Below are 23,113 nucleotides of genomic sequence, written 5' to 3'. Positions count from 1 at the left end.
TTATGACTAAAGATATATGTAGCAAAAAAATGGCACTAGTTGAAAAACTTGGTGTGCATTTAGAAGGTAGAGAAAACCTAGCACCTGTTGCTGCGCGCATTATGGCGTACGTAATTTTAACAGGTAAGCGCGGTACTACGTTTGAAGAAATGGTTACTGTACTTCAAGCTAGTAAAAGCACCATTTCTACGCATTTAAACCACTTACAAGATTTAAAGAAACTAGAATACTTCACGAAAACTGGTGACCGTAAAAAGTATTTCATCATTAATAAAGATTCTGTTTTACATCATATTAATGAAATGATAAAAGAATGGGAAGAAGTGGCGGCACTTCATAAAGAAATGAAAGCTTACAAAGAAGCCATTAACGAACATATTACAGACGAAGAAGAAAAATTCGATTTAACCTTTCACAACGATTATTTGCGATTTGTAGAAGATGCTTCGGCTTCAATAGAAAACTTAAAAGAAAACCTAATTAAAAATAAATTCAACCTTTAAAATAATGACAACAAATAAATTAATTTCAATATTAACCATAGCTAGTGTGTTTCTAGTCATGGTTAGCTGTGGTAATAAAGACAATGCGCAGGCAGCTACAGCGCAACAACAGCAAGCCTTACCGTTTCCGGTAACGCAAATTCAAACGCAAACTGTAGAAGGCTATAACGAATATCCTGTAAATATAGAAGGTATTGTAAACAGTGATGTGCGTGCAAAAACTTCAGGATACATTCAAAAAGTATTGGTAGACGAAGGTGCTAGAGTACGCAAAGGTCAACCTCTTTTTAGGTTAGAAACGCAATCGCTAAGTCAAGATGCCGAAGCGGCAAAAGCACAAGTTAATGTGGCTCAAGTTGAGGTTGATAAGTTAAAACCTTTAGTAGAAAAAAACATTATTAGTCCTGTACAATTAGAAACTGCAAAAGCCAATTTAGCACAAGCCAAAGCAGCTTACAGTAGTATTGCTGCCAATATTAGTTATGCAACGGTAAAAAGTCCGGTTGATGGTTACGTGGGTTCAATCAATTTTAGAGAAGGCGCTTTAGTAAGTGCTGCCGATGCAACACCATTAACTACGGTTAGCGATATTAGTAAAGTATATGCGTTTTTTACTTTAAACGAAGCACAATACATAGACCATTTAAAAAGAATGAAAGGTCAAACAAAAGCTGAGCGTATTAAAAATTCGCCAGACGTTAGTTTAGTATTGGCAAATGGTGATATTTATTCTGAAAAAGGTCGTATTCAAACCAGTACAGGTCAAATTAGTGAAACAACAGGTACCATTAAAGTAAGAGCAGCTTTTGATAATCCAAACGAGCTTTTAACAAACGGGAACAGTGGAAAAATACGTATTCCTTCAACTTACGAAAATGCAGTAGTTGTACCACAATCGTCAACCTTTGAGCAACAAGGTAAAGTAATGATTTACACGTTAGGCGAAGACAATAAAGTAAGCAGTAAAATTATTGAAGTTGAAGCTAAAGTAGATAATCTTTACGTGGTAAAATCGGGTATAGATACCAATACTAAAATTGTTGCTTCTGGTGTTTCAAAATTACGCGATGGTATGCCAATTGCACCACAAGAAATTCCGTTTAACGAAGCCACTAAAAAAGTAGCTACTTTATTTAAAAACTAAATTATTCCTTAAACATATTTATTAGTTATGTTAAAAACATTTATTGAAAGACCAGTGCTTTCAACAGTAATCTCTATTATCATAGTTATACTAGGTGTTATCAGTATAACATCCTTACCTATAGAGGAATATCCAGATATTGCGCCGCCAACTATTAAGGTTACGGCTAACTATACAGGTGCAAATGCAGAGACTGTTTTAGAGAGTGTAATTGTACCTATTGAAGAGCAAATTAATGGTGTAGAAGGTATGACGTATATTACATCTACAGCTTCAAACAATGGTACTGCCGAAATTACCGTGTATTTCGACCAAACTATGGATGCCGATATTGCTGCGGTAAACGTACAAAACCGTGTAGCACGTGCAAATCCGTTGTTGCCTTCAGAAGTTATTCAAACTGGTATTGTAACGCAAAAGCAAGAAACCAGTGCATTAATGTTTATTGCTATGTATTCTGATAGCGAAGACTATGATGCTACTTTTATTCAGAATTACTTAAAAATAAACGTAATTCCTGCTATGCAGCGTATTAAAGGTGTTGGTGATGTATCTGTATTTTCACAACAAGATTACGCTATGCGTGTTTGGTTAAAACCTGAAAAATTAGCAGCTTATAATTTAATACCATCAGATATTACAGCTGCTTTAAACGAGCAGAATTTAGAAGCTGCAGCTGGTTCTTTAGGTGAAAATAATGGTGAATCATTCTCTTATATTTTAAAGTATAGCGGACGATTTAAAGAAGAAGGACAATATGCAGACATCGTAATTAAAGCTTTAGGAAATGGCGAATATTTACGATTGAAAGATGTCGCAGATATCGAGTTAGATGCGCAATCCTATTCGTCTAACGCTACAAGTTTAGGGCATCCAGCGGTATTTATGGGAATTTTCCAAACCAAAGGATCTAACGCTGCCGAAATTATTGAAAACATAAAAACCACATTAGACGATGTAGAACAAGGTTTGCCTGAAGGTTTAAACTTCTTTGTGCCTTACGATACAAGTTTATTCCTTAACGCATCTATAGACAAGGTAATTAGCACGCTTTTAGAAGCCTTTTTACTGGTGTTCTTAGTGGTGTTTATCTTCTTACAAGATTTCCGTTCTACATTAATTCCAGCAATTGCAGTACCGGTTTCTATTATTGGTACCTTCTTTTTCTTGAATGTCTTTGGCTATTCCATAAACCTATTAACACTTTTCGCATTAGTATTGGCTATTGGTATTGTGGTAGATGATGCTATTGTTGTTGTAGAAGCCGTACACGCCAAAATGGATGAAGGTGAGAAAAAACCAAAAAGCGCCACCTTAAAGGCTATGAGTGAAATTTCGGGTGCTATTATTTCTATTACGCTGGTAATGGCAGCGGTATTTATTCCGGTAACCTTTGTAACTGGTCCAACAGGTGTGTTTTATGAGCAGTTTGGTGTTACTTTAATTATTGCCATTTTAATTTCGGCAGTAAATGCCTTAACGTTAAGTCCGGCGTTATGTGCATTGTTATTAAAAGAACATAAAGATGATGAAGAATTAAAAGGAAAAAACGCACTTCAAAAATTCTATACTGTATTTAACAGAGGATTTGATGCAACGGTGAATAAATACGGTAAGTCATTGCAGTTTTTATATAAAAACAAGTTTGTATCAGTAATGCTATTAATTATTGCTGGTGTAGGTATTTATTGGGCTGCAACAACAACACCAACAGGATTTGTACCAAATGAAGATAGAGGAATTATTTTCGCTAACATAGAATTACCTGCAGGTGCATCATTAGACCGTACGGAAGAAGTAACTAAAGAATTATACGCAAAAATTAAAGACCTTGATGGTGTAATAGATGCCAGTTTTATTAAAGGGCGAAGTTTAATTAGTGGTGCTGGTAGTAACTTTGGTATTGGTTTTGTGAAGTTAGACGATTGGTCTGAAAGAGAATCAGAAGCCTTATCTGCACAAGCCATAACAGGAAAATTATTTGGTATTGCGGCAACTATTCCAGAAGCAAAAATTATTTTCTTCTCGCCACCAAGTATTCGTGGTTTTGGTAACTCAGCTGGTTTTGAGGTGAATTTATTAGATAAATTCGGTGGTGAATTTACCGATTTAGATAAAGCTAATAAAGAGTTTGCAGCAGCCTTAATGAGTCATCCAGAAATTCAGTATGCGCAATCGGCATTCAACACTAATTATCCACAATACGAAATGGAAGTTAATGTGCCTTTAGCTAAAGAAAAAGGTGTGGCTATTAATAGCATTTTCGGGACGCTTCAAGGTTATATAGGTGGAGTTTACGCATCAGATTTTAGCCGATTTGGTAAACAGTATCGTGTATACATACAATCGTTACCAGAAGACAGAGCTGATGAAAACGACCTAAACAGTATGTATGTGCGAACAAGTTCTGGTGAAATGACACCAATTACACAGTTTGTAACCTTAAAACGTGTGTATGGTCCGCAATCGGTAACGCGTTTCAACCTATTTAATTCAACAAATATAACAGGTGCAACCAATCCTGGATTTAGTACAGGTGATGCCATTAGAGTGATTGAAGAAGAAGTGGCAAAATTGCCAAGTAATTACACCGTTGCATATTCTGGTTTAACACGAGAAGAGGTAAATGCAGGTAACCAAACCACGTTTATTTTCATCTTAAGTATTCTGTTTGTGTATTTCTTATTAAGTGCGCAGTACGAGAGTTATATTTTACCTTTTTCAGTATTATTATCGCTACCTTTTGGTGTATTTGGTGCGTATATAAGTACGAAATTCTTTGGATTAGAAAACAATATTTACTTCCAAATTGCACTGATAATGCTGGTTGGTCTGTTGGCTAAAAACGCTATACTTATTGTTGAGTTTGCATTGCAAAGACGCAAACAAGGCGAAAGTATTGTAAATGCTGCAATGGATGGTGCCAAAGCACGTTTACGACCAATTTTAATGACATCATTCGCCTTTATACTTGGGTTAATGCCGCTTGTATTAGCCAAAGGTGTTGGTGCCGAAGGAAATAATTCTATTGGTACAGGTGCAGCTGGTGGTATGTTAATAGGAACCATTTTAGGTGTATTTGTTATCCCGATTTTATTCATCTTTTTCCAATGGTTACAAGAAAAAGTATCGCGTAAACCAGAAGTAGAAACAATTGAAGCTTAAAAAAATGAAATCAACTATAAATAAAAATTTTAGTATAGGCGCATTAGTTTTAATGCTAGCGCTAACACTGCAAAGTTGTTTTGTGGCGAAGGATTACACACGTCCGGAGTTAGAAGAAACAGAACATTTGTACAGAACCGATAACTTACCACAAGACAGTATATCGTTAGCCGATGTATCGTGGAAGGATATGTTTAAAGACCAATATTTAGCGCAATATATTGAAGAAGGTCTTCAAAATAACCTAGATATTCGTGTGGCTATTCAGCAAATTGCTATCGCTAATGCATACATGAAACAAGGTAAGGCAGGTTATTTACCGACGTTAACTGGTACAGCCCAAGCAACGCATCAAGAACTGTCTGAAAACAGTCAGTTTGGTGGGTTTTTCTCATCTGTAGATCAGTACGAATTATCTGGTAGTTTATCTTGGGAAGCCGATATTTGGGGTAAAATAAGAAGTAATAAACGCGCAGGTGAAGCCAGTTATTTACAAACTGTGGCCGCACATAAAGCTGTAAAAACCGAATTAATTTCGGCAATAGCATCAACTTATTATCAGTTATTAGCGTTAGATGAGCAATTAGAAATTACTGAAAGAACTATTGCCACCAGAGACAGTAGTGTTTACACTATTAAGGCGTTAAAAGATGCAGGAAACGTCACACAAGTTGCTGTAGACCAATACATAGCGCAGTTTAACAATGCCAAAGCGTTAAAAGTAGATTTACAAGCCGCTATTTTTAGAACCGAAAACACGTTGAATTTCTTATTAGGAAGACCAGCAGAACCAATTGAACGTAGTAAGTTAACCGAGCAACAGTTAGATGAAAACATTACACTTGGTGTGCCAGCAACTTTGTTGAGAAACAGACCAGATGTGATTGCTTCAGAATACAATTTAATAAATGCTTTTGAGCTAACCAATGTGGCAAAAAGTAACTTTTATCCATCGTTAACCTTAACGGCAAGTGGCGGATTTCAAAGTTTAGAATTAGATAAATTATTTAATGCTAATTCATTATTTGCAACAGTTATTGGTGGTTTAACACAGCCAATATTTAATCAGCGTATAATAAAAACACAGCACGAAGTAGCCAAAGCACAGCAAGAACAAGCACTTTTAAACTTTAAGAAAACCTTGTTAACTGCAGGTAACGAAGTGTCTAACGCACTTTACGTTTACAATGCTGAAACCGAAAAATTTGAATACCGTAAAAATGAAGTTGAAGCCTTAAGACAAGCAGAAGCAAACTCAGAGGAATTATTGCAAAATGGTTTAGCTAATTATCTTGATTTGTTAACCGCAAGAGAAAGTGCGCTTAATGCCGAGTTAAACGTTATTGATAACAAATTACAACAATTACTAAGCGTCGTTACTTTATACGAAGCACTTGGTGGTGGTTGGAAATAAAAAGCTATGATTACCAAAAGCGAATTGCTACAATGTGCAATTGCCAAATTTACAAAGTTTGGTAGTAAACACGTGACTTTAGATGAGTTGGCAACTGAGCTTGGTATATCTAAAAAGACTATATATTCATTTTTTAAGAATAAAGAAGATCTTGTCGTTGCAAGCATTGAAACTTTATTAAATGAATATAAGGAAGATATAAATAGAATCATTTCTGAGAATGAAAACGATCCTATTTTGAGTGTTATATTTATCTATAAAAGAGGGTTTGAATATTTAAAATATTTCAAGCCTTCTTTTCTTTTTGGATTAGAAAAATATTACCCAAAAGCCTTTAAATTATTTATTGAATTTACTAAGGATTTAGCAGAAAATACTGCAAGTGCCTTGCTTAAAAAAGCCCAATTACAAGGTGATTTAATTGAAAGTGTAGATGTAGATTTGTTAGTGAAAATTTACTTTTTTAGAGTAGATAATTTATTGTTTAAAGACAATAATTTGTTTGAGATATATTCAGAAGACATGCTTTTAAGGCACATGGTAATTTATAATTTACAAGGTGTAGTAAATACAAGGTATCAAAATAGATTTTTTAATAATTAAAAAGCCTTAGTTTTTAACTAAGGCTTTTTTCACTTTTTAATTAATTACAATTAACACTATTGTAATAAGCTGTATACAAATTCTGGATAGCCACGTTCTCCGTTTTCGTTAGTTAGGGCTAAGAATTTTAATTTGTAAAGGTTACCATCTGTATCGTTAACAATATAAAACACATTGTCTTTTAAAGACGGTAAAGTACCTGGTCCACCACCATTTCTCCAGCTACTACCAATGGTTCTTCTATCATTTTCAACAAATAAAGAAGTTTCTACATCTGCTAAAGTAAAATTGTCGTAAGATAATTCTGTGTCTACTTCTGTATCTATCATATAAACAATAGCATTTTCTAAGGTATTATTAAGAACATAATCTGAATATCCATAAGAGCCATAACCAGGTATCTCGTTTGTGAAAACAGTAAAGTTTAAGTCCCATTCTTCTTTTTTAGGTTCTACATTCACAATACTATTGGTATTAAAACTAAAAAATGTAAAATTGTAATCAGCATCTTTAGATATGGTAATTTCTTGGTGTGTAGTATCGTCAAGATTTGCGTATTGTAGGATGTAGTTATTACCATCTTGTAAGATTCTTACTTTTTTCCATCCTCTAGACTCGCCAGAAATTTCAACGCTTCCTGTACTTGCTGTTGCTGTTCCTACTTCGTCACCTAAGTTTACTAAATACACATAATTGTTTGAGTTTGTTGCAGAGATTTCAGCGAAAGCTGTATTTGATAAATCTCCATTAGGCGCATCTATATAAGCCATATTTGCATCATCAAAAGTACCAACAGCTACTTGAGGTTGTAAGTCTTGAACTTCTTGATTATTTGAGTTTACGGCATCAATATCTGTTGAAGATAATTGTCCTGCCGCCATAAATATAGAGCTGTTTATGATGACTTTAAAGTCTGATCCAGTATAAAAACCTAAATCCCAAGAATCACGTTGTACACTAGTCATTGTGTTAGTGCTTAAGTCTACATATACTTGGTTTTGTTGGTTTGGTCCACCAACTGTTGGTGCTACATCTGCACCTTCGATAATAACTTGTATTGGCTCTGATGGTAAGTTATTGTCATCATCACTGCTACAATTAGTTAGAGCTAATGCACCTAAACATAGTACTAATGTTAAAAATTTGTTTTTCATTTTGAGTTAGTATTAAAAATTTAAATTATATAATAGTTTGAAATAATATGATCTACCATAGCCTAGTAATAAACTAGAGTTATTTGTGCTGTGTATACCAGATGTTGATGCACCATTTATTGCAACAGTGGTAACATCAAAAATGTTTCTGGCACCAATTGTAAAGTCTACTTTTTTATTGAAAAATGTCTTTTTTATAGAAGCATCCATCCAACTAAATGCATCTATAGTGTATTTTTTAAATAATGAATTTCCTTGCTCGTCACTACCTTCGGCAATGTAATTTTCTTGTTTGCCATTATGCTTTAGTAATAATGTAAATGCAGTATTCCATTTTTTTACTAAATATGTTGCACTTGTGTTTAATTGTAAGGCGTATAGGTAGTCGTTTTTAGCATTTTCTTCATTATTCATAATTCTTGAAATACCTTGATATGTAGCACCTAAATTAAGCGTCCAATTATCTTTTTTTATTGTGTTTTCTGAAGTAATTCCCCAAAGTCTGTATCCGTCTATATTTATATATTGATATTGTAGTGGCGTTGGATTTATGACAGCTAGTTCTATTTTATCTTTTAAATCGATATAACTTAATTTAATGTTATTTGATAGTGATATATCCTTAAACCAAGTTCGTTTTTTTAAGTTTAAAAATGATGAGAAACCACGTTCTGGAGATAGGTTTTGGTTGCCTCTAATATCATGATTAGAGTCTACTAAATAATAGTAAAGTTCTTCAAAATTAGGTGTACGATACGATGATCCTATACTTGCTCTAATTTCATACCCTTTATTAAGTAAATATCTAGCGTTTAATGATGCTAATAATTGAGATTTGAACATGGAGTTATATTCGTATCTTAATCCAGGTCTTATGGAAAACTTATCTATTAGTTTTATTTCTGCAGATCCAAATACAGCATAGTTTTCTTGTTTTAAGGTTTGGTCTTGTTGTGTTACATCGCCAGATGCTTGTGTATCAAATCCTTTTATAAAACGTGTTTCGTAACCTAATTGATAATTAATTTTGTCACTTTTTGACAGATTATTTATAGTTCCTTTAGAAAAGAAAACATCACTAGATTGATAAGTTTCGTCGGTTTCGTTAGTTTTCTCTTCAGTTAAGATATAATAGTTAAATTGGTTTAAATCTCTTTTTTGTGTTTGATAGGAAAATGTTGCGTTATAGACTGCACCAGTTTTTAAATGACCATTAATATTTAAATTATTTATTAGTCTATTAGTTTTAAAAATTCTGTCTGTAGCAGATGGATTACTTGTTTGTGATTGTACATCTATATTAGCTCTAACAGAAGCGTCGTAATAATTTAATGTTTCGTTAAAATATTCGAATTTATAAAAAGCATTAAAATTATCTGAGTTGTAGTTTATAGCGGCTTTACCATTAAACTGTGTTTTAGGTAACCAGTCATAACCTCTTAAACCATCATTAAAATAGTGGTTTTTTCCTTTTTTGTTATTAAAAAAACCAGCAAAATCATTTCTATTGGCACTTATTTTTGCATTCCAAGTATCATTTATTCTATGTCCAATACTTAACGCCTGAATGTGTCTACCTTTATCAAACCATTCATACTCGTCACTAACAGTTTCTTCTTGTATAAAGGTTTGAATTTGCCAATCATGATCTAGTTTTTTCTTAGTTATAATATTAATAACTCCAGCAACCGAGTTTGCTCCGTATTCTACACCCATAGCACCTTCTACAATCTCTATACGCTCTACGTCATCTAAGTTTATTTGTGTTAAATCAATGTTGTTACCTAATCCATTATCACTAACGATTTGAACATTATCAAGCATGATATTAAAGTATTGGGCATCTAATCCAAAAAATGAAATTGTAGATTTTCCTGTTTGAGCATTAGGGATAATGTTTAAGTTTAAATTAAAATTTAAGACATCAGCTAAGGTGTTAGCAGCTTGTTTATCAATTTTTTCACGGTCTATAACAATAACGTTATGTACCGATTTTTTGATAGACTGAGGATTGTATTGCCCAGTAACAACAACTTCTTCTAACTGTTCAATTTTTGTAGTATCACTAACTTTTTCTTGAGCAAAAAGAAGTGTAACCGAAAAAAAAGAAAAATAAAGCGTTAAAAGTTTTTTATTTAGAATCATTCTTGATTAAATTTGTCACAAATATAAACGTTATTTTAATTCAGTCTAAATAAGAACAATATTTTTTAAAAAAATTAAAATTCATCAAAAATGAAACATTATCTAGTTATTACTTTATTATTCTTTGTAGCATTTAGCGCTACTGCACAATCTAAAAAAGAAAAGGATCAGGCAGCTATAAAAAAAATGTGCGGATGTTACGAAGTCACTTTTAACTTTGCAGAAACCTTTAATTACAGTCAAGATTCTTTATATAAGCCATCTAAAACTAAAATAGATAAAGGTTTAGAATGGGCACAATTGGTAGAAGACACAGATAATAAAATTTCAATCCAACATTTATTACAAGTAGGTAGTCCAGAGCAACCATATATAGTAAAACATTGGCGTCAAGATTGGTTGTTCCAAAATAAAGATTTTTACATGTTTGATGGTGATAATAAATGGAATTTTGAAACCAAAACAGAAGATGAGGTAGAAGGACAATGGACGCAAAAAGTATATCAAGTAGATGATAGTCCACGTTACGAAGGTAGTGCGACTTGGGTACATGTAGACGGTAAAAGCTTTTGGGAAAACACAACAACTGCACCATTACCAAGACGTGAGTATACAAAACGTAGCGATTATAATGTAACCTTAAGAGGTAATAGACACGAGATTACAGAATATGGTTGGTTACACGATCAGGATAACGCTAAAATTATTCGTCAAGAAGGCAAAGAAGATATTATTTTAGCCAAAGAAAAAGGTTATAATACTTATGTAAAAGTAGAAGATAGTCGTTGTCAAGGTGCTATAAACTGGTGGAAAGAGCATGACAAAAAATGGGCAACAGTTCGTGCAAAATGGAGTGAAGTTTATAACAGAAATAAGGATTTACATCTAGAAGATAAAGTAGATAATAAAGTATTATTTAAACATTTATTTGATGAAGAATTAACCAACAAAGAAGACATCGATAAAACGATAGAATCTTTTGTAAAAAAATAGAATATGAAACATTTACTTACAACACTTATACTATTCATAAATTTTAGTGTAATTGCTCAAAATAACAAGTTGTTAGATAGAAAGTTTTGGTCTAATACAACTACTGTAGAAGCTGTTAAAACAGCTATAGAAGAAGGGAATGATCCCACACAACTAAATCCGAATAGTTTTGACCCAATGGTGTATGCCATATTACAAGATGCACCATTAGAAACATTACAATATTTACAATCTATAAAGGGTAATGATGTTAATAAACTAACTCATGATGGACGTACTTATATCTTTTGGGCAGCCTATAAGGGTAATGACAGCTTTATGCAATATTTATTAGATAATGGTGCAAAAACAGATATTTTAGATGATCACGGATTAACACCTTTAAACTTTGCGGCAAATGCAGGACAAACAAACACAAAGGTGTATGATTTATGTATTAAATACGGTGCAAATCTAAAAAAAGACGTTAATCATAGTGGCGCTAACGCTTTATTACTAGCAGCGCCAAGTGATAAAGATTTTAAGTTAATAGATTACTTTACCAGAAAAGGATTAGATTTAAATTCTACAGATAATAATGGTAACGGAATTTATAATTATGTAGCCAAAACTGGTAATTTAGAGTTGTTACAAAAACTTGCTAATAAAGGAGTAAAAGGTAACGATCAAGCGTTTCTATTTGCTAGCCAAGGAACAAGAAATGTATCAAATGGTTTAGAAGTGTTTACATTTTTAGAAGCACAAGGTTTAAATCCAAATACATCATCTAATGAAGGCGTAACACCATTACACTACATTGCTGCAAGATCACAAAATATAGATGTATTAAATTATTTAATACGTAAAGGAAATAATGTAAATGCAAAAGATAAAGACGGAAGTACTCCTTTTTTAAATGCAGTTTCAAGAAATTCAATTAAAGTGATAGAAACTCTTATACCACAAGTAAAAGATATAAACGATCATAATAAAAAAGGTCAAACAGCTTTAATGTTAGCCACACAAAGTAATACACTAGAAGTGATTAAATTATTAATAAGTAAAGAAGCTAAAGTAGATGTTGTAGACGCCAATGGTAATAACTTAAATTATTATTTAATTGAAGCTTTTAGCCCAAGACAGCCTAAAGATTTTGCAATTAAATTAGAGTTTTTAAAATCTAAAGGTTTAGATATTTCAAAAAAACAGAAAGATGGTAATACGTTATTACATCTTGCTGTAAATAAGCAAAATTTAGATTTGATTAAGCAAGTTGTAAATCTAAAAGTAGCAGATGTTAATGCTATAAATAATGATGGTAATACAGCTTTACATTTAGCGGCAATGTCTTCTAAAGACGAAAAAATCATAAAATACTTATTAAGTATTGGAGCAGATAAAACAATTAAAACCGAATTTGGAGAATCAGCTTATGATTTAGCTTCAGAAAATGAATTATTAGAACAAAATAATGTTTCTTTAGAAATTTTAAAATAAATATTAAATAATGAAATCATTAAAAATAACAATATCAACTATACTGCTATCATTTGCATTATTGTCATTTACCAATATAAATACTAGTAAATACAAATGCATGATTCAATTGACCAATTATACCGGTGAAGGCGCTTATGTTGTAGTCTCTTTAATTAATCCAAATGGCGAATATAAAAAAACACTGTATGTACAAGGCGATGACGACGAGTGGTATTTTGATATTACCGAATGGTGGAAATTTCAAGGTAAGGTTAGAGCTAATATAGATGCGGTAACAGGCGCAACAGTATCTGGTGGACAACGTACAATAAGCATATTAGATATCGAAGATTCTAAATTAAATAAAGGTTATAAACTTAGATTTGAAACAGCTGTAGAAGATCAAGAATACTATACAAGCGATGTCGAATTTGAGTTAACTACAGAAAATGTCAAAGCAAAACACGAAGGTAAAGGCTTTATTAGATACGTTAGATTAATGCCTAACTAGTATTTTGTATGACCATTTCTATCTGGAGATATAGTCATTTAGCATTAGCTATTACAGCGTCTGTTTTTATTTTATTAGCGTCTGTTACAGGTATAATTTTAGCATTTCAGCCTATATCAGAACAACTTCAACCTTATAAAGTAGAAGATTTAAAAACAATTAGTCTAGACCAAACAGTTAATATCTTTAAACAAACTTATCCAGAAGTTTTACAAATAGAAGTAGATGCAAACCAGTTTGTATCTGCTTCTGTTATTACTAAAGATGGCAAAAATCTAGAAGGCTATTTTAATCCTAAAACAGCTAATTATTTAGGTGAAAAAATCTCGCCATCAAAATTTTTTCAATTTACAACCAATTTACATCGGTCTTTATTTTTAAAAAGTACCGGTCGGTTTTTAGTCGCTTTAGGTTCTTTTTTATTGCTTTTAATTGCAATTACCGGTTTTATTTTAGTCGTTAAAAGACAAAGCGGAATTAAACACTTTTTTGCCAAAATTGTAAAAGAAAATCCGTCACAATACTGGCATATTGTACTTGGTCGTTGGTCACTTGTACCAATTATTATTATTACTATAACTGGTGTGTACTTATCGCTGCTTAAGTTTGAAGTAATTACCGATCAAGCGATTAAACACAATGTAGATTTTGAAGCGTTGGAGGCATCTTCAACAGAAAAATCAGATTCAATATTTGGTACAATTACTTTAGATCAAGTTAAGCATTTAGAGTTTCCTTTTTCCGAGTTTGTCGAGGATTACTACACATTAAAACTTAAAGATAAAGAGCTGCTAATACATCAATATTCTGGTGAAGTTTTAAGCGAACAAAACACATCTTTAACGTCTTATTTTTCAACACTAAGTTTAAATCTACATACTGGAAAAGGCAGTATTATTTGGTCAGTAATTTTATTAATTGCAACCATAAACATCTTGTATTTTATGTATTCTGGGTTTGATATGACCCTAAAACGAAAGAAAAATACTGTAATCCCAAAAAATAAATACACCAAGGATCAAGCAAAATTTATCATTCTTGTAGGATCAGAAACAGGAAGTACTTACAGATTTGCGTCGGCATTATTTAATAGTTTGATAAATGCAAAACACAGTGTTTTTATTTCTGATTTAAACAGTTATTCTACTTACAAAAATGCAGAACATTTAATTGTTTTTACAGCAACGTATGGAGATGGCGAAGCGCCAATTAATGCTAACAAATTTTTAGATACATTAAAAAATATACCTCAAAAGCAAAATCTAAAATTTAGTGTTATTGGATTTGGATCGTTACAGTATAAGGCTTATTGCCAGTTTGCAGAAGATGTAAATAATACACTAAATAATAGTCAGAATTTCACCCAATTTTTACCATTAAAAACAATTAACAATCAGTCTTTAGATGCGTTTAAAAATTGGTGTATAGCGTTTAATTTACAATCTCAATTAGACATAAAAATACCTAAAGTCAAACAACTACAAACACCAAAAAATCTTCAAGATTTTAAAGTAGTTTCAAAATCTGAAATTAACCAGGACCATACTTTTGTGTTGACTTTACAAACCAAAAAAACACACAAAATACAATCTGGTGATTTGTTATCGGTGTTTCCTAAAGAAGATCAAATAGAGCGATTATACTCTTTAGGAAAATTTGAAGATAAATTGGTTTTAAGTGTAAAAAAACATCAGTTTGGCGTTTGTTCAAATTATTTTAGTCAGTTAAAAGAAGGTGAAGTTATCAAAGCACGAATTAATAAAAATCCATCGTTTTACCTTCCAAAACACACAAAACATGCTGTTTTTATCGCAAATGGTACAGGAATTGGACCTTTTTTGGGTATGATTAATCAAAACCCAAACATTAAAAAACATTTGTTTTGGGGCACGCGCACGCAAGCTTCAGTTAATATTTATGATGCTTATTTAAATGAAGCAAAACAAAAGCAGCTACTAACCACATGTAATATAGCCTATTCTAAAGAAGGAAATAAAGCGTATGTTCAAGATATTATAGCACAAAAAGACAACATTATAGCTTCTGTATTAGAGCAAAAAGGTGTAGTTATGATTTGTGGTTCGGTTGCAATGCAGACATGTGTTTTAGATCAATTAGATACTATTTGCCAGAACAATTTTAGTAACAACGTAAGTTACTTTATAGATAACGGTCAAATAAAGATGGATTGTTACTAACATAAAATTTAAGATTATGTGTAATAACATAAAAACATTATCAAAAACATCTCAAGGAGAATTGTCATTGTGTAAAAACTGCAAGCATTTTCATTTAGAGTTTAATAATATTTATTTTGAATTTACTGTAAACGAGTTTAAGCAATTTAAGCAGTATGTTTTAAATTTAGAACCAGAATTTTGGGAGTGTAAATATGCTGAAGCTAACATTTCTAAAAAGATACCTATACCTACTTTGCAAGACAATCTTATTCTGATGTTTAACCGACAAGAATTTTTACAATTAAAAGTATTAGTCAATAAGCCAATATTGAATATTTACAAAAAAAGTATAAGTGTAAATGATATTGATTACACATTAATTTTAAACTAATTTAAAATACTATTTTTGTGTACTTAAACTAAAAGATTAGTATGAAAAAAGATATTCATATTCCAAAAGTAGAAGGTGTTTATATTGCAATAGTTAACGAGTATAATGATGTGTACCAAACCCAAGATTGGAATGCATACATTATAAACGATAAAGACGTAGATTTAGATACTGTAATAATAGTTACAAGTGGTTATTCTGATAGTAAAACAACCTCTGTTTTTAGAAAAAAAATAGATAAGCTTCCTAAGAAAAGTTATGCCAAAATAGAGCTTATTCAAGAAGAACTTTTTGCGCTTAACAACCAATTTAAAGTCACGTTTTTTGAGGGTAATGCAATGTATGATAAAACATATACTTTTAGAAAAAACACGATTAATAAAAATGCCTTACAACCTGTACCGTTAATGAAGGTACGTGGTGTAGTAGTAAAATAAGCCTTGAATTTTCAAGGCTTATTTTTTTATAGTTTTATTGCTTAATACATTGGTTTATAGTGTTAGTCCATTTTTGACCAACCTCTATCTCGCCGTTAATAAGTCTATTAACGTCAGTATTAAAAATATTAAAACCGACAATATCATTATTTACTATTTTAAAGTTTAAAATAACGTCTGTTATTTGTTCGGTTGTTTTATTAATTCGTTTCTTTTTAATATCTAAAGCTGCACCTTCACAATTCTTTAAATCGACAATTTTGTGTGTAGAATAGTTAGATAATAAAGCTATTTTTTTATTTGTATCAATACCAAAAGATAGATGGTTAAAGATATCTACTTTATTAATAGTTAGTCCATTATCTTGCGCAATGGTTTTAAATATTTGAGTTTTTTGTTGTGTTTTTTTCTTTTTAGAGATATACATTAAAAAGAAAGGAATACCGCAGCAAAGGGTAATCACAACACCTATAAGGGTATTTGCTGTATCCATTTGTTTTAATTTTTTAATAAGAAATATGAGTTAAGGTGTTTATACCTTAATAAGTCTAGTATTAAAACAAATGCTATAGATGGGTATGAAAAGGATAAGCTATATCTGTAGTTTTAAAGCTAACAGGAATAGCATTTAGGTAATGTAGTTTAAGATTACATTTTTTAGAGAAATAAGTTAAAAACTGTTTAAAGTTAAAATCTAAATCTTTATTTAGACTATTAGGGTAATCAACAAGGTTGACCTCTAAAAAAGTAATAGTTATAGGGTCTGCTGTGTTAGCAACAGTATTGTGTTTTACTGGCGAAGATACAGTTTCACTATTAGTTGAAACTATAGTGGCTTGGTCACTAAAATTATAGTTAATTGTAGTGGCATTTAAGCTAACTGTTACACTTAATAAAAGTAATATTTGTAAAAACTTCTTCACGAAGCAAATGTAAATTACCAACGATAATTAATTAACAAATAAAACGTTAATTTTAATTTAATTTATCAGTAAGTTTTTTAAACACTTTTTTAGGGTCTTTACCTTCATATAAAATATCATAAACAGCATTTATAATAGGCAATTTGGTTTTCTTTTTATTCTTATCGTTTAGTAAATGAGCGCTCTTTGTAGCGTAGTAGCCTTCTGCAACCATATTCATTTCCATTTGTGCAGATTTTACAGTGTACCCTTTACCAATCATGTTTCCAAACATACGATTACGAGAAAACGTAGAATAACCAGTAACCAATAAATCGCCTAAGTAAGCAGAATTATTAATGTTACGTTTCATTTTATGCATTTTTTTGATAAAACGTTTCATTTCGCGTATAGCGTTACTCATCAACACACTCTGGAAGTTGTCTCCGTAACCTAAACCATGTGCTATACCAGCCGCAATAGCGTAAATATTTTTAAGCATTACTGCATATTCAGTCCCAATAACATCGTCGCTAGTTTTGGTTTTTATATAATCGCTAGATAAAGCATTGGCAATAATTTGTGCTTTTTTCTGGTCTGCGCAAGAAATTGTTAAGTAAGATAAACGCTCTAAAGCCACTTCTTCTGCGTGGCAAGGACCTGCAATAACGCCAATATTTTCAAAAGGAATGTTATAATTATCATGAAAATGCTCTCCAACCAATAAACCAGTTTCTGGTATAATTCCTTTTACTGCCGAGACTACAATTTTATCAGTAATATCTGCATTTAGTTTTTTTAATTCAGAATGAATAAATGCCGAAGGAATTACAAAAATTAAAACATCTGCATAGTTAGCAATTTCATTAATATCATTGCTAAGTTTTAATTGTTCTAAATGAAACTCGACAGAACTTAAATAATTCGGGTTATGTTGTTCTCTAAGAATATGTTCTTTGGTATAAACACTGCGCATGTACCAACCAACTTCTTCTAAGTTTTCACAAAGCATTTTTACAATAGCGGTTGCCCAGCTTCCTGATCCAAAAACAGCATATTTTAATGGTTGACTCATAATTTCGTTTAAATTCTAGGTCAAAAATACGTAAAATTAAAGACTTCAATTCATATTGAAAATCAATCACTTTTAATTTTTGGCACGCCTTTTGAAAATCAATTTATATCAATCCTTAAAACGACACATTATGAAGACGATTAAATTACTTTCAGGCTTTGCTTTAATAGCATTATTATTTACATCGTGTTATACAGAAGTTATCGTAGATGATTATGCTTATGATAATTATCAAGAACCAATAACAGTTAATCAATTACTAAACTCTTACGAGTTGTGGTACGTAGATATAAATGAAACTATTGGTTATGGTGAGACACCTTTTTTACAAATGGCTTTTACTGTATCTTTTAGAAACGGAAACTTATTTGCTAATAATAATTTAGTTGGTATTGGTAGTCAAGGTAACGGTTATGGTATACAAATAGGCTACTATAATGCTTACGATATGATTTTGGATATAGATCATGATATTGATGGTTATGATAGTTTTGATGTATACCAAATAGACTATAATACTATTGAATTGTATAATCCATTTAATGATACGTCATATTTTTTACATGGTTATCAACGTTCAAATTTTGATTACGATTATGTGTTTTATGACAACATACAATACTTTTTACAAGAATATGAAGCTTGGGAAAAAACATACACAAGTAACTTTGGTGCTTTAAACGAATTTGATAACGAAAACTTCCTTCAGTTTTTATCTGGCGGAAATGATAACAACTTTAGAAGCTCTCAAGATCCTGAAGGAACAAATCCAAACAATATATATTGGGATTATTCTGGATTGTATGGTGTTAATGATGTTAACGGTAATATGTACCTAAAAACACTAACCTTAGATTATGATTATTTTGATAATGAGTTTTTTGAGTTAAGTATTGTAAATGATCAAAGAGTAGAATTATATCACCCAAGTTCTGGTACGGTTTATGAGTTTACAGGAAGAGGTTATATACAATATTTAAAAGTTGGACAAACAACAGACAGAAGTAAAACATCTGGAGAGAAAAAACGTAAACAACACACCAGAAAAAAAGATAACCCTAGAGAAAATACTAGAGAAAAATAAACCCTAGTTAGTGAGTAATTTTTGAGAATTAGTTTAGTTAGTTTAAGACCGCTTGAAGTTAATTTTAAGCGGTTTTTTTAATTTTTTTGTAGCTAATTTCCTCATAATCATAAAATTAAACGCTTTTAGTCGAATAAATTATGTTTTTTGTCGAATTAAAAATACATTCGTCAATCAATAACCTACTTAATTTATTTTTTATGAAAAAAATTCCCCTAATCACCTTAGCTTTAATAGCTGTGTTATTTACAACAAGTTGTGAAAATGAAGAGACTTTTGTGGATAACAACACTGTAACAAATGTAGACCCAAATTTTAGAGTAACAACAGCAAATGGAAACACAGCTAACCAACGTATGTCTTATGATGAACCATGTATGACAACTAATCTAATAGCTGGTCAAAATCATATTGCAGGAACTGTTTCTGTAGATTTTGATGGTGTAGATTTAATTATCACTTATACTACAAATGCAGATTGGTCAATTCAAGCTACGCATTTAAGTATTGGTAATTGTGCAGATCAAACAATACCAACAACAGGATCTGGAAATCCAAAAATTGGTCATTTTGAGCATTCTACAAATCATAACCCAGATGTAGATGTAGTAACGTACTACATAGATTCAGCTGCGTTAACTGAAAATTATTGTTTTGCAGCACATGCAGAAGTTAATGGGCCAACAGGCGGAGAAACTGCTTGGGCAGAAGGTACAGACTTTGACGGTAATAATTGGGCAATGTATGTTGAAGCATTATTGTCAGACTGTAATGTAGATAATCCTGAAACAGAAAGATAATTGTATATTTTAAATACTAAAAAAGCCAACCCTAAAAGGTTGGCTTTTTTTATGTGATAAACATTTAATCTTAACTTTCAAAAGTGATATTTAGGCTAATATCTACACTGCTTAAAGCTTTACTTACTGGGCAACCTTTTTTAGCGCCTTCTGCAAGTTCTTTAAATTTAGCTTCGTCCATTCCATCTACTTTACCTGTTAGGTCCAATTGTATATGTGTAAAGGCAAAACCGCCATCTTGCTGCTCTACAGTAATTGTAGCATCTACGTCTAATTTGTTAGCTTCAAAACCAGCGTCTTGTATGGCAAAACTAAGTGCCATAGCAAAACAACCAGCATGTGCAGCTGCAATTAGCTCTTCTGGATTTGTACCAGCTTTACCGTCTTCGTTTTCAAAACGAGCTTTAAAATTATAAGGTGTATTGTCTAAAACGCCACTTGGTCCATTTAAAATACCTTTACCGTCTTTACCTGTACCTTGCCAAATGGCTGTTGCTTTTCTCTTCATAAAATAATTTAATTTTTGGTTTACTCTAAAATTAAAGCTTTTACTAAAAAAATAGGGTTAAGGAAATTGTAAATGTTTTGGGAAGTTTCGTTTAACGGTTTGTGTATGAGTAGTAGCGAAATATTTGCAATCACTTTCGGAAAGTAATTTACAAAATAAAAAAGAATAGCGACTTGAATTAAAAAACTAAGTCGCTATTACTTTTACACGTTGTTGTGAGTAGTTTTTACTTTAACTTTTCTAGTAACAGTTCGGCAACTAGTTCCGAAGATGCAGGATTTTGTCCAGTTATTAACAAACCATCTTCGACCGCATAAGGACTCCAGTCTGCTTTTTTAGTGTAAATTCCACCATTACTCTTTAACATTTCTTCAACCAAAAATGGAACAACAGAAGTTAGTTGAACAGCTTCTTCTTCTCCGTTTGTAAATCCAGTTACTTTTTTTCCATTAACCAACGATGTCCCATCCGTATTTTTTGTGTTTTTAAAAATTGCAGGAGCGTGACATACAGCAGCAACAGGTTTATTGTTGTTATAAAAATCTTCTATTAAAGCAATTGAGTTTTCATCTTCAGCTAAATCCCATACAACACCGTGTCCACCAGGATAAAATACTGCGTCAAAATCTGCTTGATTTACAGTTTCCAATTTTATTGTTTTAGATAAGATCTCTTGAGTTTCTTTATCATCATTAAATCTTATGGTTGCTGGAGTTTGGAAATCTGGTTCATTACTTTTTGGGTCAATTGGAGGTTGTCCACCTTTTGGAGATGCCAAAGTAATTTCAATTCCTTTATCTTTTAATAAGTAATAAGGTGCTGCAAATTCTTCAATCCAAAAACCAGTTTTCATTCCAGTATCTCCTAAATCTTCGTGATTAGTTAATACAAATAATACTTTTTTCATTGTTTTGCTTTTTTTTTGTGTTAATACTTAATTTTTTTTTCATTAGAATTAATTTCTTTTGGGTTTTTACCACAAAAGGAAAATAAAGCTAAAGCGATTATAATTGTTGTTATTCTTTTGATTAGAGACAAAATTACTGTCAAATTAAGTACTGAAAATTGATGTATGGTAATAAAATCAATTATCAGATATTTCTTTTCTAATTCTACTTAAGCTTTCGGTAGTAATTCCTAGATAAGAAGCTATATGGTAATTTTTTACAGTCTGTTCAATTTTTGGGTAAGTGCTAATAAAAGAAACGTATCTTTCTTTAGCTGATTGGGCTAAACTTGCTAATATTCTTTTTTGAAAGCTAGCAAAAGCTCTTTCCATTTTTTTTCTGAAAAAAGTTTCTAATTGTGGAATATCTACAAATAATTCTTCCATACTTTTTTTGGAAATTTCATATAAAGTTGCTTCCTGAATAGTTTCAATATACATAATCGCTTTGGATGTCGTGAAGAAAGCCGTGTAATCGCTTATCCACCAATCATTAATGGCAAATTGCAAAGTATGTTCTTTACCAGATTTGTCAATAAAGTAAGTTCTTAAACATCCATTGTAAACATAATATTGATTGTTCACTTTGTCATCTGCTTTTAATATTGTAGTCCCTTTATTTAACTTGAGTTTTTTAAGTTTACTTTCAATAAGATTCATTTCTTTTTTTGAAAAAGAAATGCCTTTAAAAATTTCTAATATTATTGAATTTTCGATGTTCATTTAAATTACTCGCAACAGTCTCGTTTATATCCATTTGGCGGCGTAAGAGACGCGGATTTGTCGGCTTAGTACTAGTTTGTTGGTAAAGTTAATTATTTTCTTACTAACGGAGCCGTCTACTCGATTATGAGCTTTTTTACATTCTTCATTGTCACTGGAAAATTGTCCATGCTTAAGTCTCTTATCTCCATTCCAAGACCCCTTATTTAGTTTTACATTTGTAGTGTAACAAAAATAAGTCATAATGAAATTTAAAAGTTTAATCAAATTAAGTAGCCTAGTTCTCATTCTAGGGATAACAATTCAAACATTTTCTCAATCTAAAAAAAGTAATATTATGGACAACACAAAAAATGAAAACATCGGATTATTAGTAATCATGAAAGCGAAAGAAGGTAAGGAGCAAGAAGTGAAAGAGTTTCTACTAGGTGGTTTATCATTGGTAAATGCAGAACCAAAAACTGAATCTTGGTTTGCATTTCAAATAGATGAACAAACTTTCGGAATTTATGACACATTTGAAACTGAAGAAGGCAGACAGGCACACTTAAAAGGAGAAGTGGCAAAAGCCTTATTGGCCAATGCTGGAGATCTTTTAGAAGGTTTTGATCCTAGTAGAGACATTAAGACTGTTGATGTTCAAGCAAGTAATCATAAAGTGGGTGATCAGAATAAGGGATTGTTGGTGATTATGAAAGCCAAAGAAGGAAAGACATCTGAAGTGGAGGATTTCTTACAAGCAGGCAAGTCATTGGTAAGTTCTGAGCCTGCAACTTTATCATGGTATGCTTTTAAAATCAATGAAGAAACCTATGCCATTTTCGATACGTTTGCAGATGACGCTGGCAGAGATGCTCATTTGACAGGGAAAGTAGCAGCAGCGTTGATGGAGAATGCACCTGTAATTTTAGAAGACTTTGATGCTTCAGCAATTCAAAAAATTAACATTCTAGCTTCAAAATAAATATTTGATTTAA

Annotated in this window: 22 protein-coding genes; 14 read left to right on the top strand and 8 right to left on the bottom strand. The window is 31.6% G+C overall.

What is annotated here, in order from left to right; genetic code table 11:
* The first annotated feature begins 2 nt into the window (after window positions 1-2).
* From FHS04_RS09550 to FHS04_RS09530, 5 genes are read left to right on the top strand one after another with little or no spacing between them, the layout of a single operon-like run.
* On the top strand, window positions 3-503 hold the full coding sequence (locus tag FHS04_RS09550) for a GbsR/MarR family transcriptional regulator (RefSeq protein WP_106677100.1): 501 nt from the start codon (window positions 3-5) through the stop codon (window positions 501-503).
* A 4-nt stretch (window positions 504-507) separates the two neighbouring features.
* Window positions 508-1,647 carry an efflux RND transporter periplasmic adaptor subunit gene (locus FHS04_RS09545; RefSeq protein WP_106677102.1) on the top strand — a complete coding sequence of 380 codons (1,140 nt, stop codon included), beginning with the start codon at window positions 508-510 and terminating at the stop codon, window positions 1,645-1,647.
* A gap of 27 nt (window positions 1,648-1,674) precedes the next feature.
* The gene (locus tag FHS04_RS09540; protein ID WP_106677105.1) at window positions 1,675-4,812 is read left to right on the top strand and encodes an efflux RND transporter permease subunit; all 3,138 of its coding nucleotides are present in this window, start codon (window positions 1,675-1,677) and stop codon (window positions 4,810-4,812) included.
* 4 nt (window positions 4,813-4,816) lie between these two features.
* Complete coding sequence (locus tag FHS04_RS09535) at window positions 4,817-6,226, top strand: efflux transporter outer membrane subunit (protein ID WP_106677106.1); 1,410 nt, start codon at window positions 4,817-4,819, stop codon at window positions 6,224-6,226.
* Between the two features lie 6 nt (window positions 6,227-6,232).
* The gene (locus FHS04_RS09530) at window positions 6,233-6,829 is read left to right on the top strand and encodes a TetR/AcrR family transcriptional regulator (RefSeq protein WP_106677109.1); all 597 of its coding nucleotides are present in this window, start codon (window positions 6,233-6,235) and stop codon (window positions 6,827-6,829) included.
* Window positions 6,830-6,885: 56 nt separating this feature from the next.
* Here the strand turns inward: FHS04_RS09530 and FHS04_RS09525 are convergent, their stop codons facing one another.
* Window positions 6,886-7,983: an HmuY family protein gene (locus FHS04_RS09525; RefSeq protein WP_106677111.1), complete on the bottom strand. Its 1,098-nt coding sequence runs from the start codon at window positions 7,981-7,983 to the stop codon at window positions 6,886-6,888.
* Between the two features lie 12 nt (window positions 7,984-7,995).
* Entirely contained in the window at window positions 7,996-10,128 is a 2,133-nt protein-coding gene (locus FHS04_RS09520) for a TonB-dependent receptor plug domain-containing protein (protein ID WP_106677112.1), read from the bottom strand.
* Between the two features lie 90 nt (window positions 10,129-10,218).
* On the opposite strand from FHS04_RS09520, the gene FHS04_RS09515 reads away from it, so the two are divergent.
* From FHS04_RS09515 to FHS04_RS09490, 6 genes are read left to right on the top strand one after another with little or no spacing between them, the layout of a single operon-like run.
* A complete protein-coding gene (locus FHS04_RS09515) occupies window positions 10,219-11,121 on the top strand; it encodes a DUF6607 family protein (RefSeq protein WP_106677114.1) in 903 nt (300 codons plus the stop codon).
* 3 nt (window positions 11,122-11,124) lie between these two features.
* On the top strand, window positions 11,125-12,597 hold the full coding sequence (locus FHS04_RS09510; RefSeq protein ID WP_106677116.1) for an ankyrin repeat domain-containing protein: 1,473 nt from the start codon (window positions 11,125-11,127) through the stop codon (window positions 12,595-12,597).
* Between the two features lie 10 nt (window positions 12,598-12,607).
* Window positions 12,608-13,090, top strand: coding sequence for a DUF2271 domain-containing protein (locus tag FHS04_RS09505; RefSeq protein WP_106677118.1), 483 nt, complete (start codon window positions 12,608-12,610; stop codon window positions 13,088-13,090).
* Between the two features lie 8 nt (window positions 13,091-13,098).
* Window positions 13,099-15,288: a PepSY domain-containing protein gene (locus FHS04_RS09500; RefSeq protein WP_106677119.1), complete on the top strand. Its 2,190-nt coding sequence runs from the start codon at window positions 13,099-13,101 to the stop codon at window positions 15,286-15,288.
* 16 nt (window positions 15,289-15,304) lie between these two features.
* On the top strand, window positions 15,305-15,661 hold the full coding sequence (locus FHS04_RS09495) for a DUF6686 family protein (RefSeq protein ID WP_106677122.1): 357 nt from the start codon (window positions 15,305-15,307) through the stop codon (window positions 15,659-15,661).
* Between the two features lie 41 nt (window positions 15,662-15,702).
* The gene (locus tag FHS04_RS09490) at window positions 15,703-16,098 is read left to right on the top strand and encodes a hypothetical protein (protein WP_106677124.1); all 396 of its coding nucleotides are present in this window, start codon (window positions 15,703-15,705) and stop codon (window positions 16,096-16,098) included.
* Between the two features lie 34 nt (window positions 16,099-16,132).
* Here FHS04_RS09490 and FHS04_RS09485 read toward each other — a convergent pair whose 3' ends face one another.
* The 3 genes from FHS04_RS09485 to FHS04_RS09475 all read right to left on the bottom strand — a co-directional run bounded on the left by FHS04_RS09485 (window position 16,133) and on the right by FHS04_RS09475 (window position 18,075).
* Complete coding sequence (locus FHS04_RS09485) at window positions 16,133-16,591, bottom strand: hypothetical protein (protein ID WP_146131288.1); 459 nt, start codon at window positions 16,589-16,591, stop codon at window positions 16,133-16,135.
* A 73-nt stretch (window positions 16,592-16,664) separates the two neighbouring features.
* Window positions 16,665-17,021, bottom strand: coding sequence for a hypothetical protein (locus tag FHS04_RS09480; RefSeq protein WP_106677128.1), 357 nt, complete (start codon window positions 17,019-17,021; stop codon window positions 16,665-16,667).
* 52 nt (window positions 17,022-17,073) lie between these two features.
* Entirely contained in the window at window positions 17,074-18,075 is a 1,002-nt protein-coding gene (locus FHS04_RS09475; protein ID WP_106677130.1) for an NAD(P)H-dependent glycerol-3-phosphate dehydrogenase, read from the bottom strand.
* Between the two features lie 130 nt (window positions 18,076-18,205).
* On the opposite strand from FHS04_RS09475, the gene FHS04_RS09470 reads away from it, so the two are divergent.
* A complete protein-coding gene (locus FHS04_RS09470) occupies window positions 18,206-19,159 on the top strand; it encodes a nicotinic acid mononucleotide adenyltransferase (RefSeq protein ID WP_106677132.1) in 954 nt (317 codons plus the stop codon).
* Window positions 19,160-19,359: 200 nt separating this feature from the next.
* Window positions 19,360-19,959 (top strand): hypothetical protein, encoded by a 600-nt coding sequence (locus FHS04_RS09465; protein ID WP_106677134.1) that lies wholly within the window; start codon window positions 19,360-19,362, stop codon window positions 19,957-19,959.
* 70 nt (window positions 19,960-20,029) lie between these two features.
* Here the strand turns inward: FHS04_RS09465 and FHS04_RS09460 are convergent, their stop codons facing one another.
* From FHS04_RS09460 to FHS04_RS09450, 3 genes are all read right to left on the bottom strand, one after another.
* A complete protein-coding gene (locus FHS04_RS09460; protein WP_106677136.1) occupies window positions 20,030-20,467 on the bottom strand; it encodes an OsmC family protein in 438 nt (145 codons plus the stop codon).
* 226 nt (window positions 20,468-20,693) lie between these two features.
* Window positions 20,694-21,374, bottom strand: coding sequence for a type 1 glutamine amidotransferase domain-containing protein (locus FHS04_RS09455; protein ID WP_106677138.1), 681 nt, complete (start codon window positions 21,372-21,374; stop codon window positions 20,694-20,696).
* A gap of 177 nt (window positions 21,375-21,551) precedes the next feature.
* Window positions 21,552-22,136 carry a Crp/Fnr family transcriptional regulator gene (locus FHS04_RS09450; RefSeq protein ID WP_106677140.1) on the bottom strand — a complete coding sequence of 195 codons (585 nt, stop codon included), beginning with the start codon at window positions 22,134-22,136 and terminating at the stop codon, window positions 21,552-21,554.
* A gap of 244 nt (window positions 22,137-22,380) precedes the next feature.
* On the opposite strand from FHS04_RS09450, the gene FHS04_RS14375 reads away from it, so the two are divergent.
* Window positions 22,381-23,100: a putative quinol monooxygenase gene (locus FHS04_RS14375; protein WP_106677147.1), complete on the top strand. Its 720-nt coding sequence runs from the start codon at window positions 22,381-22,383 to the stop codon at window positions 23,098-23,100.
* The last annotated feature ends 13 nt before the right edge of the window (window positions 23,101-23,113 follow it).

Origin of the sequence: Mesoflavibacter zeaxanthinifaciens subsp. sabulilitoris, assembly GCF_014191595.1 — a bacterium.
Classification (GTDB): Bacteria; Bacteroidota; Bacteroidia; order Flavobacteriales; family Flavobacteriaceae; genus Mesoflavibacter; species Mesoflavibacter zeaxanthinifaciens.
This window is presented reverse-complemented; position numbering and strand designations above follow the sequence as displayed.